Annotated in this window: 12 protein-coding genes and 2 pseudogenes; 6 read left to right on the plus strand and 8 right to left on the minus strand. The window is 73.1% G+C overall.

All coding sequences use genetic code 11. From position 1 onward, the window contains the following. Positions 1-24: 24 nt before the first annotated feature. The 6 genes and pseudogenes from rbfA to rimP all read right to left on the minus strand — a co-directional run bounded on the left by rbfA (position 25) and on the right by rimP (position 6,236). Positions 25-513 (minus strand): 30S ribosome-binding factor RbfA, encoded by a 489-nt coding sequence (rbfA, locus tag V6U90_RS12005; protein WP_334434547.1) that lies wholly within the window; start codon positions 511-513, stop codon positions 25-27. A 158-nt stretch (positions 514-671) separates the two neighbouring features. Next, positions 672-965, minus strand: coding sequence for a DUF503 domain-containing protein (locus V6U90_RS12010; RefSeq protein ID WP_334434549.1), 294 nt, complete (start codon positions 963-965; stop codon positions 672-674). A gap of 88 nt (positions 966-1,053) precedes the next feature. Next, on the minus strand, positions 1,054-4,062 hold the full coding sequence (infB, locus tag V6U90_RS12015) for a translation initiation factor IF-2 (protein WP_334434551.1): 3,009 nt from the start codon (positions 4,060-4,062) through the stop codon (positions 1,054-1,056). Positions 4,063-4,155: 93 nt separating this feature from the next. Then, a pseudogene (locus V6U90_RS12020) lies at positions 4,156-4,487 on the minus strand (YlxR family protein). 15 nt (positions 4,488-4,502) lie between these two features. Continuing rightward, positions 4,503-5,556, minus strand: a pseudogene (gene nusA, locus V6U90_RS12025) (transcription termination factor NusA). Further along, positions 5,553-6,236: a ribosome maturation factor RimP gene (rimP, locus tag V6U90_RS12030; RefSeq protein WP_334434553.1), complete on the minus strand. Its 684-nt coding sequence runs from the start codon at positions 6,234-6,236 to the stop codon at positions 5,553-5,555. Before rimP ends, nusA begins: the two are co-directional and overlap by 4 nt. Positions 6,237-6,413: 177 nt before the next feature. On the opposite strand from rimP, the gene V6U90_RS12035 reads away from it, so the two are divergent. From V6U90_RS12035 to V6U90_RS12060, 6 genes are all read left to right on the plus strand, one after another. Continuing rightward, positions 6,414-6,923, plus strand: a complete 510-nt coding sequence (locus tag V6U90_RS12035) for a hypothetical protein (protein WP_334434555.1) — start codon at positions 6,414-6,416, stop codon at positions 6,921-6,923. Next, positions 6,920-7,342 carry a ferritin-like domain-containing protein gene (locus V6U90_RS12040; RefSeq protein WP_334434557.1) on the plus strand — a complete coding sequence of 141 codons (423 nt, stop codon included), beginning with the start codon at positions 6,920-6,922 and terminating at the stop codon, positions 7,340-7,342. Before V6U90_RS12035 ends, V6U90_RS12040 begins: the two co-directional genes overlap by 4 nt. A 67-nt stretch (positions 7,343-7,409) precedes the next feature. Continuing rightward, the gene (locus V6U90_RS12045) at positions 7,410-8,063 is read left to right on the plus strand and encodes a PadR family transcriptional regulator (RefSeq protein ID WP_334434559.1); all 654 of its coding nucleotides are present in this window, start codon (positions 7,410-7,412) and stop codon (positions 8,061-8,063) included. Further along, positions 8,060-8,803: an ABC transporter ATP-binding protein gene (locus tag V6U90_RS12050; RefSeq protein WP_334434561.1), complete on the plus strand. Its 744-nt coding sequence runs from the start codon at positions 8,060-8,062 to the stop codon at positions 8,801-8,803. Before V6U90_RS12045 ends, V6U90_RS12050 begins: the two co-directional genes overlap by 4 nt. Continuing rightward, entirely contained in the window at positions 8,800-11,511 is a 2,712-nt protein-coding gene (locus V6U90_RS12055; RefSeq protein ID WP_334434563.1) for an FtsX-like permease family protein, read from the plus strand. Before V6U90_RS12050 ends, V6U90_RS12055 begins: the two co-directional genes overlap by 4 nt. A gap of 134 nt (positions 11,512-11,645) precedes the next feature. Beyond that, a complete protein-coding gene (locus V6U90_RS12060) occupies positions 11,646-12,119 on the plus strand; it encodes a nitroreductase family deazaflavin-dependent oxidoreductase (RefSeq protein WP_334434565.1) in 474 nt (157 codons plus the stop codon). A 52-nt stretch (positions 12,120-12,171) separates the two neighbouring features. On the opposite strand, the gene V6U90_RS12065 is transcribed toward V6U90_RS12060, so the two are convergent. Together V6U90_RS12065 and map are read right to left on the minus strand one after the other, a co-directional pair. After that, positions 12,172-12,888 (minus strand): VIT1/CCC1 transporter family protein, encoded by a 717-nt coding sequence (locus V6U90_RS12065; RefSeq protein ID WP_334434567.1) that lies wholly within the window; start codon positions 12,886-12,888, stop codon positions 12,172-12,174. Then, positions 12,885-13,742 (minus strand): type I methionyl aminopeptidase, encoded by an 858-nt coding sequence (map, locus tag V6U90_RS12070; protein WP_334434569.1) that lies wholly within the window; start codon positions 13,740-13,742, stop codon positions 12,885-12,887. The genes V6U90_RS12065 and map overlap by 4 nt, the downstream gene beginning before the upstream one ends. Positions 13,743-13,769 lie beyond the last annotated feature (27 nt).

Below are 13,769 nucleotides of genomic sequence, written 5' to 3' on the forward strand. Positions count from 1 at the left end.
CGGTTGATCCACCGGAGGATCCGGTCACCGCCGATCCCCGTCGTCGGCGGCGTCCGCACCGTCGGAGTCGTCGGAGTCGTCGTCGGAGTCGTCGTCCTCGTCGAGCTTGTACGGCTGGGCGTCGCCCGCGTACTTCGCCTGGGCTGCCAGGCGCTGCACCTCGGCGTCCCGGTGCCGGGCCTCGGCGAGCAGGTCGTCGATCTGCTTGACCTGGTCCTGTACGTCGTCCAGGACGAAGGTCAGCGACGGCGAGTGCCGGAGCCCGAGCGCCTTGCCGACGGTGCTGCGCAGCAGGCCCTTGGCGCTCTCCAGCGCCGCAGCGGTACCCGCCTGGGCGGCGGTGTCGCCGAGCACGGTGTAGAAGACCGTGGCGTCGCGCAGGTCCGCCGTGATCCGCGCGTCGGTGATGGTGATCATGCCCAACCGGGGGTCCTTGATCTGGGTACGCACCACCGACGCCACCAGCTCACGCACCCGCTCCGCGTGCCGGCGTACCTTGGCCGGATCCGTCATCTCCGCACCTCCACGGCGTCCTGCTCCCGGCCCGGACCCGGGCGCCACAACAGCCCCGGGCCGGACCAGCCATCGTTGTGAACACTACCCGGCACACACCGGCCACCCACACGGCGGCGGTGGCCGGTTGTACCCTCGCCAGTCCCGGGGACGGGACCTCAGTCCTCGGGCCCGTACAGCTGCCGGCGCACCGACAGCAGCTCCGCCTCCGGCCGCCCGGCCACCAGGCGCTCGCAGGAGTCGAGCACCTCCCGGACGTGCGCCGGCTCGGCCGCGACCACGGCGACCGCGATCTGGGCTCGACCGTGCAGGTCGAGCGCCCCCACCTCGGCGGCCGACACCTCGAAACGGCGTAGCGCCGCCACGATCGGCCGGACGTATGACCTCTTCGCCTTGAGCGACCGGGAGTCACCCGGCAGCAGCAGGTCGAACAACGCGGTTCCGGTGAACATCGTCACCGACTGTACCCGTTGGCCCGCCCACATGATCAAGGGGTTTACGCCGGTCGGCGTAAACCCCTTGATCTGTGTCAACCGGCGATCAGGCGCGCGGCTTCTCCCGCATCTCGAAGGTCTCGATGAGGTCGCCGACCTGGACGTTGTTGTAACCAGCCAGGGTCAGACCACACTCGAAGCCCTCGCGGACCTCGGTCGCGTCGTCCTTGAAACGCTTGAGCGAGCTGATCGTGAGGTTGTCCGCGACGACCGCCCCGTCCCGCATCAGGCGGGCCTTGGCGTTCCGTCGGATGACCCCCGACCGGACGATACAACCGGAGATGTTGCCGACCTTGGAGGAGCGGAAGACGTCGCGGATCTCCGCGCTGCCCAGCCCCACCTCCTCGTACTCCGGCTTGAGCAGACCCTTGAGCGCGGCGTCGATCTCCTCGATGGCCTGGTAGATGACGGTGTAGTACCGGATCTCCACGCCCTCGCGGTCGGCGATCTCGCGGACCTTGTTGGCCGCCCGCACGTTGAAGCCGATGATCGTGACCGCCTCGGACGTGGCGCTCGCGAGCATGACGTCGCTCTCGGTGATCGCACCGACGCCCCGGTGGATGATCCTGAGCTGGACCTCCTCGGGGATGTCGAGGTTGAACAGCGCGTCCTCCAGCGCCTCCACCGAACCGGAGACATCGCCCTTGAGCACCAGGTTGAGCGAGGTCTTCTCGCCCTCCTTGAGCTGCTCCATGAGCGTCTCCAGCGTCGCCCGGCCACGGGAGTTGGCGAAGGACGCCGCCCGCCGCCGTGCCTGCCGCTGCTCGGCGATCTGCCGGACCGTACGGTCGTCGGCCGCAGCGAGGAAGGTGTCGCCCGCTCCCGGCACCGCGGTCAGACCGAGCACCAGCACCGGACGTGCCGGACCGGCCTCGCTGACCTGGTTGCCGTTCTCGTCGAGCATGGCCCGGACCCGGCCGTGCGCCCCACCGGCGACGATCGAGTCGCCCGCCCGCAGGGTGCCCTTCTGCACCAGCACCGTCGCCACCGCACCGCGACCCTTGTCCAGGTGCGCCTCGATGGCCACACCCTGGGCCGGCCCGTCGATGGGAGCGGTCAGCTCCAGCGACGCGTCTGCGGTCAGCAGGACCGCCTCCAGCAGTTCGTCGATGCCGATGCCCGGCTTCGCCGCCACGTTGACGAACATGGTGTCGCCGCCGTACTCCTCAGCGACCAGGCCGTACTCGGTCAGCTGCTGGCGGACCTTGTCCGGGTTCGCCTCGGGCTTGTCGACCTTGTTGACCGCGACCACGATCGGCACCTCGGCCGCCTTGGCGTGGTTCAACGCCTCGATGGTCTGCGGCATCACGCCGTCGTCCGCCGCGACCACGAGCACCACGATGTCGGTGACCTGGGCACCACGGGCACGCATGGCGGTGAACGCCTCGTGACCCGGGGTGTCGATGAAGGTCACCGCCCGGTCCTCGCCCTCGTGCGGGACGTGGACCTGGTAGGCACCGATGTGCTGGGTGATGCCACCCGCCTCGCCGGCCACGACGTTCGCCTTACGGATCGCGTCGAGCAGCTTGGTCTTACCGTGGTCGACGTGACCCATGACGGTCACCACCGGGGCCCGGCTGACCAGCCGGTCGGAGGAGACCTCGGCGTCGAGGTCGATGTTGAACTGCGCCAGCAGCTCGCGGTCCTCGTCCTCCGGGCTGACGATCTGCACGTCGAACCCGAGGTGCTCACCCAGCAGCAGCAGGGTGTCGTCGGAGCAGGACTGCGTGGCCGTGACCATCTCACCCAGGTTGAACATCTCCTGGACGAGCGAACCCGGGTTGGCGTTGATCTTGTCGGCGAAGTCGGAGAGCGACGCACCGCGGGACAACCGGACGACCTGCCCCTGACCCCGGGGCGCACCCGAGCTCATGGTCGGGGCCGACAGGTTGTCGAACTCCTGTCTGCGCTGCTTCTTCGACTTACGACCACGGGTCGGCTTACCGCCCGGACGCCCGAAGGCACCCGCGGCGCCGCCGCCACGGCCACGACCGCCACCGCCGGGACGACCACCGCCACCGGCCGGCGCGCCGCCGCCCGGACGGAAGCCACCACCGGCACCGGCACCGGCACCGGCACCAGGGCCACCACGGAAGCCACCGCCACCGCCGCCACCTGGGCCGCCACGGAAGCCACCGCCACCGCCGCCACCACCAGGGCCACCACGGAAGCCACCGCCACCGCCGCCGGGACGACCCGCGCCGCCGCCCGGACCACCGGGACGACCGGCACCGCCACCGGGCCGGGGACCGGGCCGCTGGCTCGGCATGGACGCCGGGCTGGGCCGCGGCGGCATCGACGCCGGGCTGGGCCGCGGCGGCATGTTCGCCGGGTTGGGCCGGGGACCACCGCCACCGGCGGCCGGCGGACGCTGCCCGCCACCCGGAGTGATACCGAACGGGTTGTTACCGCCACTGCGGGCCGGCGGACGGGCACCCGGACGACCGGGACCCGGGGCCGGCGCACCCGGTGCGGGCGCAGCGGGACGCGCGGCCGGAGAACCCGGCCGGGGCGGCATGCTGCCCGGACCCGGCTTGGGTCGGGTCTGGCCGTCGGTCGGCGGTTCCCGCCGGACGTTGTCGCGCTGCTGCTGACGGGCGGCCTGAGCGGCCTTGACCGCAGCCTCCTGCTCAGCCTTCAGGGCGGCGGCGCGGGCCTCCGCAGCCGCCACCTCGATGTCGTGCGCACTCGCCGGCTTGGCGACCGGTGCCGCCGAGGGCGGCGGACCGGGCACCGGACCCCGGGGCTTGGCGCCCGGCGGGGGCCCTGGCCGGCGGGGCGGCATCGGTTTGGCCGAGATCCGGGGTTCGCCCGGGGCGGGCGCGGCCGGGGTCGGCGCGGACGGGGCGGCCGGGCTGGCCGCCGACTGCGCGGCCTGGGCCGGCTGACCCGCGGACGCGACGAACGCACCGCGCAACCGCCGGGCTACCGGCGCTTCGACGGTGCTGGATGCGGACTTGACGAACTCGCCCATTTCCTTCAGCTTGGCGAGAACGGTCTTACTCTCGACCCCGAGCTCTTTTGCCAGCTCGTGTACGCGGGCCTTGCCTGCCACTGCACTCCTCACTCCGAGGCCGTGCGGGCAGCACCCGCAGCGACCTCACTCGTGCACTTGAAGCCTGGTCATTTCAGGGACTTCATCGTGTGCTCATGCTGGTCGTCCTACCTTGCTTGCGACCCTCGCCCGGCCGGATGACCGAACGTAGTGGTTGACGCGTCGATGTACTCGGCCAACTCGCCGGGGTCCGGGACCCCGGCGATGCGCAACGCCCGCCCGAAGGCGCGACGTCGCAGTGCCAGCGCGAGACAAGCCGGATCTGGGTGCAGGTTCGCGCCCCGACCCGGCAGTCTGCGGCTCGGGTCGGGTCGGAGGCTGTGACCAGCCCCGTCACCGACCGCGACGAGTCGCAGCAGTTCGGTGGCCGGCGCCCGCCGCCGGCAGCCCACACAGGTGCGCTCCGGCTGCGCGCGTCGTACCACGAGGTAAGTCTACCCCTACGGACCCGAGATCGCTCCGCCCGGTTCCCGGACGTGATCAGCCCCGCTCCGTGCCGGCCGGCGCGGAGGTGGCCGCCTGCTCGGCGTCCGAACGGATGTCGATCCGCCAACCGGTCAACCGGGCAGCAAGTCGGGCGTTCTGCCCTTCCCGCCCGATCGCCAGCGAGAGTTGGAAATCGGGCACGGTGACCCGTGCGGTACGCGTCGACGCGTCCACCACCTCGACCCGCAGGGCCTTCGCCGGGGAGAGCGCGTTGCCGACGAAGGTCGCCGGGTCGTCGGACCAGTCGATGATGTCGATTTTCTCACCGTGCAGCTCGCTCATCACCGCCCGGACCCGCTGACCCATCGGGCCGATGCAGGCACCCTTGGCGTTGACCCCGGAGGCCGTCGAGCGTACCGCGATCTTGGTGCGGTGACCCGCCTCACGGGCGATCGCACTGATCTCCACGGTACCGTCCGCGATCTCCGGCACCTCCAGCGCGAAGAGCTTCTTGACCAGGTTCGGGTGGGAACGGGAGAGAGTGATCTGCGGACCACGCATCCCCTTGGCCACGTGCACCACCACGCACCGGATCCGCTCACCGTGCCGGTACTGCTCACCGGGCACCTGCTCGGGGGCGGGAAGTACCGCCTCCAGCTTGCCGAGGTCGACGGTGACGATGCCCTTCTCGGTACGCGCCTCGTGCGCCTGCACCACGCCCGTCACCAGGTCGCCGTCCCGGCCGACGTACTCGCCGAAGTGCACCTCGTCGGTGGCCTCCCGCAGCCGCTGGAGGATCACCTGCTTGGCGGTCATCGCCGCGATCCGGCCGAAGTCGTGCGGGGTGTCGTCCCACTCCCGGACCACCGTGCCGTCGTCGTCCAGCTCCTGCGCGTAGACCAGGGCCGCGCCGTTCTTCCGGTCGATCTCCACCCGGGCGTGCGGCTCGGCGCCCTCGGTGTGCCGGTACGCGGTCAGCAACGCGGTCTCGATCGCCGCGAGGATCGTGTCGAACGGGATCTCCCGCTCACGCTCCAGTGCGCGCAGCGCCGCGAGGTCGATGTTCACCTCTCCTCGTCCTCCACATCATCTTCGTCGTCGAAGTCTTCGGTCTCGGTGTCTTCGGTCTCGGTGTCTTCGATCTCGGTCAGGTCCTCGTCGGCAACCTCGTCCAGGCGGTTGAACTCCACCTGGACCCGGCCCGGCCCGAGATCGGGGTAACGCCACTCGGTGGACTGGCCGTCGCAGTCCAGCACCACCGTCTCCTCGTCGGCCGCGACCACCCGGGCGGTGAGCTGCCGCTCACCCGAGGGCTGCTGGCCGCGCTGCCCGGGCAGCGCGGGACCGCCCCGGGCGGTCACCTTCACCAGCCGGCCGACGTTGCGCCGCCAGTGCCGGGGCAGCGTCAGCGGCCGGTCCACCCCCGGGGAGCTGACCTCCAGCTGGTACTCACCGGCGACCAGGTCCGAACCGGTCTCCTCGGCCGCGTCCAGCGCGGTCGAGACCGCCCGGGAGACGTCCGCGACCCGGTCCAGATCGATCCCGCCGTCGCCGTCCACGATCACCCGGACGACGTGCCGGCGACCGGCCCGCGACACGGAGAGATCCTCCAGGTCGTACCCGGCGGCACTGACCACTGGCTCGATCACCGCGCGCAGTCGCGCGCGGTGGGCACCGAGGTCGCTCCGGGGTCGATCACCGACCCGTGGTCCCGCCGTCGACCTGGTGGCACGGCCACGCTGCGTCATCCCGCACCCCATCTCTCGATCGACGGCCGACCCGTCCGGGCAGCCACGTCGGGCCGCCACCGGGGCAGTCGCGTCCGGTGGTTGCGCAGAGCGTAACGCGCCTGGCGACAGATGCAGCGGCCGGCGCACCGACTCCGGTGGCCCACGTCCGCGCCGGCATGGTGTTGACTTAACCCCGTGTTGAGCGGCAGAACAACGCAGCGCCACGGCACGGACGGACATTCCCGGCGTACCGTCCTCCGCGTCGGCGCCCTGGTCACCCTGGCCGGCACCGGTACGGCACTGACCGGCTGTGATCTCTTCGACGGTCAACCGGCACCCGATCCCGCCCCCGACCCGCTGGCCCCGCTGCTCTCCGGCGCGCTCGACCTGGCCGACCGGTACGCCGCAGCCGTCGCCGCCGCTCCGGAGCTGGCCGGCCGGCTCGACCCGATCGCCGAGGCGCACCGGGCGCACGCGGCGGAACTGGCCCGGGTGATCGGTACCACCCCGTCGGGCCGCCCGAGCGGCTCCCCCAGCGGCCCGCCCGCCGGCACCCCGGCCCAGCTCCTGGCCGACCTGCGTACCGCCGAGCAGCAGGGCCGCGACGCGGCGGTGCGGGCCTGCACGGAGGCACCCACCGAACGGGCCGCGCTGCTGGGGTCGATCGCCGCCGCCCGGGCCACTCACCTGGAGGCGCTGCGATGAGCGAGGAGCTGGCCGCCGCGCTGCGCGCCGAGTATGCCGCGATCTGGGCCTACGGGCCGATCGGGGTACGGCTGCGCGGGGCCGCCGTCGACGCGGCCCGGCAGGCGGAGGCGGCCCACCGGTCCCGCCGGGACGCCCTGGTGCTGCAACTGGCGGCCGGGGGCGGAACGGTGCCGACCGGCCAGGCCGGGTACGCGCTGCCGTTCCCGGTGACCGACCAGGCGAGTGCCCTGCGGCTGGCCGTCGAGATCGAGGAGCGGACCGGCGCGTACTGGCGGGCCGCGTTGCCGGTCACCACCGGCGCGGAGCGGTCCCGGGTGCTGGCCGCACTCACCGACTGCGCGGTCCGGGCGACCCGGTGGCGGCGCACCGCCGGGATGACCCCGGTGACGGTGGCCTTCCCCGGCCGCCCCGGCTGACCCCGGAGGCACCCGGCGCGGATCGTCCGGTTTGCGGGAGACATACCGGGTATGCATACTGCCATCCATGTCCATCCGCCACGGTCTGCTCGCCCTGCTCGAACGGGGGCAGATGTACGGCTACCAACTCCGGGCCGCCTTCGAGGAGTCCACCGGAGCCACCTGGCCACTGAACATCGGGCAGGTCTACACGACCCTGGGGCGGCTGGAACGCGACGGTCTGGTGCTCGCCCTGCCCGAGAACGAGGGTGGACAGCGGCCGTACGAGATCACCGACGCCGGCCGGGCGGAACTGGCGTTGTGGTTCGCCACCCCGATCAGTCGTACCGACCGGCCCCGGGACGAGTTGGCGATCAAGCTGGCGCTGGCGCTCACCACCCCCGGCGTGGACGTCCGCGCGGTGGTGCAGAACCAGCGCACCGCCACGATGCGGGCGTTGCAGGAGTTCGGCCGGCTGAAGCGGATCGACGACCGCCCCGACGACCTGGCCTGGCGGCTGGTCCTGGACGCGATGATGTTCCAGGCAGAGGCGGAGCTGCGCTGGCTGGACCACTGCGAGGCGAGCCTGGTGCGCTACCGGCCGAAGCCGGCCAACAGCCCCACCGGCGCGGCGGGAGCGACGGGGCCGGCCGGCACACCGGGACCGGCCGCCGCAGATCCGGCCGCTGGAGATCCGTCCGCTGGAGCCGGACCCCGGGTCGGCGGGAAGCTGCCCCGATGATCCCGGTCGTGCCCGCCGACGACCCGGTGCTGGAACTCCGCGACGTCCACCGCACCCACGGCACCGGACCGGTCACGGTGCCCGCGCTGCGCGGAGTGGACCTGACCGTGGCACCGGGCGAACTGGTCGCCGTGATGGGCCCCTCCGGATCCGGAAAGTCCACCCTGCTCAACCTGGCCGGCGGTCTGGACCGGCCGACCCGGGGCACGGTGCTGGTCGCCGGCCAGCCGCTGGCCGGCCTGAACCGCCGCCAGCTCGCCGCGCTGCGCCGCCGCCGGATCGGGTACGTGTTCCAGCAGCTCAACCTGCTGCCCGGGCTCACCGTCGACGAGAACGTCGCGCTGCCGCTGGAGCTGGACGGCGTACCGGTCCGACGGGCCCGGCAACTCGCGCAGGCCACCCTGGCCGGGATGGAGCTGACCGGCCTCGGTTCCCGGTTCCCGGACGAACTCTCCGGCGGCCAGCAGCAGCGGGTGGCGATCGCCCGGGCCCTGGTCGGTCAGCGTTGCCTGCTGCTGGCCGACGAGCCGACCGGTGCGCTGGACTCACAGACCGGTGAGGCGGTGCTGGGCATGCTGCGCGAGCGGGTGGACGCCGGGGTGGCCGCCGTCCTGGTGACCCACGAGGCCCGGCACGCGGCGTGGGCGGACCGGGTGGTCTTCCTCCGCGACGGGACGGTGGTGGACAGCACGGCCCCGCTGGGCAGCCCCGAGCAGTTGCTGCCCAGCGCGCTGCGGTGAGCCCGGCGGGACCGCTGCGGGTCGGCTTCGGCTCGTGGCGGGCGGCGGTCCGGATCGCCTGGCGGGAGTCCCGCCGGGCCCGGGGCCGTACCGCGCTCATCCTGGCCATGATCACGCTGCCCGTGCTGGCCCTCACCTTCGCGGCGGCGACCTGGGACATGTTCCAGCTCACCCCGCAGGAGGAGGCGGTTCGCCGGCTGGGTGCGGCGGACGTCCAGCTGCGCTGGGCAACCGACGGACCGCTGCGGCAGGTGCCCAACGACGCCAGCTACGGCTCCGAAGCACCGGCCCGGCAGCGGCCGGTGACCGTCGCCGAACTGGCTGCCCTGCTGCCCGCCAACAGCCGGGTGGTCCCGCTGGTCGAGCAGTCCCGCCTCCGGCTGGTCACCCCGGACGGCGTCACCAGCATGCAGGTGAGGGGCATCGAGGTCGGCGACCCGCTGGTCCGGGGCATCGTCCGGCTCCGCTCCGGACGGGCACCCCGCGGACCCGGTGAGGTGGCGGCGACCGGTCCGGCCCTGCGCCGGCTCGGCGTCGCCCCGGGCGGGACGGTGACCCTCGCCGACGGTTCCCGCACGTTCCGGGTGGTCGGGGTGGTGGAGTTCCCCGCCGAGCTCGGCGAGATGCTGGCGGTACCACCGGCCGGGCTGGCGGAACCGCCCGACGTGTGGCTGGCGGACATCCCGGTACCGGTCGGCCCGGACCTGGTCCGTCGGCTCAACGCGCAGGGCGTGCTGGTCGAGACGGCGCCCGGCAGCCCGGTCTACCCGACGGACGAGCCGCCGGCCGTCGGGCCCGTCGACCAGGAGTCGGTCAGCCTGAGTGTCCTCGTCGGCGGGCTCGGCCTGCTGGAAGTGGTTCTGCTGGCCGGCCCGGCGTTCGCGGTCGGGGTACGCCGTCGACAACGGGAACTGGCCCTGGTCGCGGCGAACGGCGGTACCCCCGCCCAGTTACGCCGGATCGTGCTGGCCGACGGCCTGGTGCTCGGTCTGGCCGGCGCCGGACTGGGACTGGCCCTCGGTGCCGCAGCGGCGGTGGCCGCCCGGCCACTCGTCGCCGAACTGCTGTACCAGCACCGCCCCGGTGGCTACCGGTTCTTCCCGGAGGCGCTGGTCGCCATCGCCACCCTGGCCGTGCTGACCGGGGTACTCGCCGCGCTGGTCCCGGCGTACACGGCCGGACGGCAGGACGTGGTCGCCGGGCTGACCGGCCGGCGGGGCGCCACCCGGTCCCGGCGCTGGCTGGTACTCGGACTGTGCCTGGCCGGCACGGGGTCGGTGACCGCCGCGCTGGCCGCCACCCGGGTGAGCACCTGGGGCATCCTGATCGGGCTGGTCCTCGGGGAGATCGGGCTGGTGCTCTGCACCCCCAGCCTGGTCGGGCTGCTCGGCCGGCTCGGCCGGGGGGCGCCGCTGGCGCTGCGGATCGCGCTGCGGGACACCAGCCGCAACCGGGCCGCCGCCGCCCCGGCCATCTCGGCGGTGCTGGCAGCGGTCGCCGGCAGCGTGGCGACCGGCGCGTGGCTGGCCAGCGACGAGGCCCTGACCGCCGCCCGGTACCAGCCCACGCTGCCCCCCGGGTACGTCACGGCGATCCGGTCGGAAGCGGACCCGGGCAACCCGCCGCTCACCCCCGAGTCGGTCGGGGAACTGGCCCGGGGAGCCGGCGTCGCGGCGACCGCCGTGGCGACGCTGAGCGTGCCGGGCTGCGGCCCCGGCACCGCCCCGGGTGCCTCCTGCTGGCTGGCGGTGCGCCGGCCCGCCGTCGCGGCCTGCCCGGAGCCGGCGCGGTGGCCGCCGAGCGCGGCGGAACGCGAGCGGGCCCGGACCGACCCCCGCTGCCGGTCGGCCGACGGCGTCTACTACTACGACACCTTCTACCTGGGCATGGGCACCGTGGTCGACGACGGTCCGGCCCTGCCGCTGATGACCGGCGCCTCCGGCGACGACCTGGCCCGGGCCACGGCGGTGCTACGGGCCGGTGGGGTGGTGATCGCCGAGCCCTGGCTGGTGGTGGACGGGCGGGTCACCGTCGAGGTGTACCGCAACACCGTCGACAGCCGCTCCCCGGAGCTGGTCACCCTTGATCTGCCGGGCTACGCGCTGACCACCGGCCTCCGGGCGTCCCGGGAGATCTACTCCCCCGGTGCGCTCGCCCAGGCCGGTCTCGCCGGGCACGACATCGGCTTCGTGCTGGGTACCTCGGCGGCTCCGACCGACGCCGCCCAGAAGCGGTTCACCGGTGCGCTGGCCCGGCACGACGACTACCAGGTGCTCGTCGGTCCGGACGGCCCGCCCACCACGCCGGCACCGTTCGGCCTGGTACTGGCCGTCGCCGCCGGCCTGGTCACCCTGGGTGCCGCCGGGATCGCCACGGGTCTGGCCGCCGCCGAGGGCCGGGCCGACCTGACCACCCTGGCCGCGGTGGGCGCCAGTCCGGGGGTACGGCGCACGCTGGCGGTCAGCCGGGCCGGGGTGATCGCTGGGGTGGGTACCCTGCTCGGCATCGTCGCCGGTCTCGGTGCGGCCGGCACCATCCTCACCGCGATCAACCGGGCGTACGCCGACACCTGGCCGCCCACGGACCCGTACCCGCTGGTCGTGCCCTGGCTGCCGCTCGGGGTCCTGCTGGTGGTACCCCTGCTGGCGATGCTCGGTGCAGGACTACTCACCCGGTCCCGGCTGCCGATCGAGCGTCGCGTCGACTGACCCGCCGCCCCGCCCGTCGATCATGGACTTATGGTGGGCACTAAACGGCTTTATAGCCGTTTTGTGGGGCACCACAACTCCATGATCGACGGGCGGGGAGAGGGGCCGGGACGGTGTGCCGGCACACTGGACGGGTGTCCGCTCTGGGAAGCCTCACCCGCCGACTCGGCCACCGGCGCTGGTTCGCCGCCGGGGCCCGGCTCCTCGTCCCCGCCGACCGGTTGGTCGGTCGACTCACCCGGGGACGGGTGGTCGCGCTCGGCCTGATCCCATCGTTGATCATCACCACCACCGGCCGCCGTTCCGGGCAGCCGCGCAGCAACCCACTGCTCTACGTCCGCGATGGTGACGGGTACGTGGTGATCGGCTCGAACTGGGGGCAGACCCATCAGCCGGCCTGGGCATTGAACCTGCTGGCCGAGCCGACCGCCGAGGTCGCAGTGGGCGGGCGGCGGATCCGGGTACGGGCCGAGCTGGCCACCGGCGCGGAACGGGACCGGCTCTGGCGGCTGCTGGTGACCGAGTGGCCGGCCTACCAGACGTACGTCGAGCGGGCCGGCGGGCGGGACATCCGGATCTTCCGGCTGGCCCCCACCGGCCCGGCCTGATCCGTCCACGGAAGCGGACGGAACAGGCCGGATCGGCGGCGGGCCGGCCGGTTCAGCCGAGCCCGCCCTGTACCCCGATCAGCCGGCCGACCAGGTAGGTCGCGGCAGCGGCGGCCGCGCCCAGCAGCAGTTGCCGGGTGCCACTGGTCCACCAGGGCCGGTTGGTGAACCGGGCGACCACCGCACCGGCGGCGAAGAGCCCGACCCCGCCGACGCCCAGGGCCAGCCAGAGGCTGGTGAACCCGAGCAGGTAGGTCAGCAGCGGGATCAACGCGCCGATCGAGAAGCAGAGGAACGACGAGACCGCCGCCGACCACGGGCTGGGCTGCTCGTCGGGGTTCACGCCGAGTTCCTCGCGGACGTGTACCCGCAGCGCCTCCTCCGGGTTGCGGGCCAGCGTGGTCGCCACCTCGTGGGCCAGTTCCTCGGACAGCCCGCGGGCGACCCACGCCTCGGCCAGTTCCCGCGCCTCGGCCTCCGGGTGCCGTTCCAGCTCGCGGCGCTCCTTGGCCACCTCTGCGGCCACCTGCTCGTTGGCCGACCGGACGCTGGTGTATTCGCCCAGGCCCATGGAGATCGCCCCGGCGACCAGCCCGGCCGCGCCGGTGAGGACGATGCTGCGGGGGGACACCCCACCGCCGCCTACCCCGGCGATCAGCGCAATGTTGGTGACCAGCCCGTCCATCGCGCCGAACACGGCCGGCCGGAGCCAGCCGCCGGACACATCCGCGTGGTGCGCCTCGCGCAGCGCCGCCGGGGTCTCGGTCACGGCAGTGTCAGAATCTCGTGACCGTCCTCTGTCACCACGATGGTGTGCTCGAACTGGGCGGTCCACTTCCGGTCCTTGGTGACCACCGTCCAGCCGTCGTCCCACAGGTCGTACTGGTGGGTGCCGAGGGTGATCATCGGCTCGATGGTGAAGGTCATGCCCGGTTCCATCACGTCGGTCGGTCGAGGGCTGTCGTAGTGCGGCACGTAGAGCCCGCTGTGGAACGCCTCGCCGATGCCGTGCCCGGTGAAGTCCCGGACCACGCCGTAGCCGAACCGCTTCGCGTACGACTCGATCACCCGGCCGATCACGTTGATCTGCCGCCCCGGCGCGACCGCCTTGATGCCCCGCATCATCGCCTCGTGGGTCCGCTCGACGAGCAGCCGGGCCTCGTCGGAGACCTCGCCGACGCAGAACGTGGCGTCGGTGTCGCCGTGCACCCCACCGATGTACGCGGTGACGTCGACGTTGATGATGTCGCCGTCGACGAGCACCGTGGAGTCCGGGATGCCGTGGCAGATCACCTCGTTGAGGCTGGTGCAGCAGGACTTGGGGAAGCCCCGGTAGCCCAGCGTCGACGGGTAGGCACCCTGGTCGATCAGGAACTCGTGCACCACCCGGTCGATCTCGTCGGTGGTGACGCCCGGCTTGCAGTGCTCACCGGCGAGCTGGACGGCCTGGGCGGCGATCCGCCCGGCGACCCGCATCTTCTCGATGGTCTCGGGTGTCTGCACGTGCGAGCCGCGCCACGGCTGGGGCTGCTTCTTGCCCACGTACTCCGGGCGGACGATGTGCGACGGCACCGGTCGCCACGGGGAGAGCGTGCCGGGGGTCAGCGGAGCACGGACGTTCATGGCCTCAGACTATCGCCGACGACCGCG

The sequence above is a fragment of the Micromonospora sp. CPCC 206060 genome (assembly GCF_036906895.1).
Taxonomy (GTDB): Bacteria; Actinomycetota; Actinomycetes; order Mycobacteriales; family Micromonosporaceae; genus Micromonospora.

Coding starts and splice junctions, on each gene's coding strand:
- rbfA (WP_334434547.1), bottom strand. CDS start 513: ATGACGGATCCGGCCAAGGTACGCCGGCACGCGGAGCGGGTGCGTGAG.
- V6U90_RS12010 (WP_334434549.1), bottom strand. CDS start 965: ATGTTCACCGGAACCGCGTTGTTCGACCTGCTGCTGCCGGGTGACTCC.
- rimP (WP_334434553.1), bottom strand. CDS start 6,236: ATGACGCAGCGTGGCCGTGCCACCAGGTCGACGGCGGGACCACGGGTC.
- V6U90_RS12040 (WP_334434557.1), top strand. CDS start 6,920: ATGAGCGAGGAGCTGGCCGCCGCGCTGCGCGCCGAGTATGCCGCGATC.
- V6U90_RS12045 (WP_334434559.1), top strand. CDS start 7,410: ATGTCCATCCGCCACGGTCTGCTCGCCCTGCTCGAACGGGGGCAGATG.
- V6U90_RS12050 (WP_334434561.1), top strand. CDS start 8,060: ATGATCCCGGTCGTGCCCGCCGACGACCCGGTGCTGGAACTCCGCGAC.
- map (WP_334434569.1), bottom strand. CDS start 13,742: ATGAACGTCCGTGCTCCGCTGACCCCCGGCACGCTCTCCCCGTGGCGA.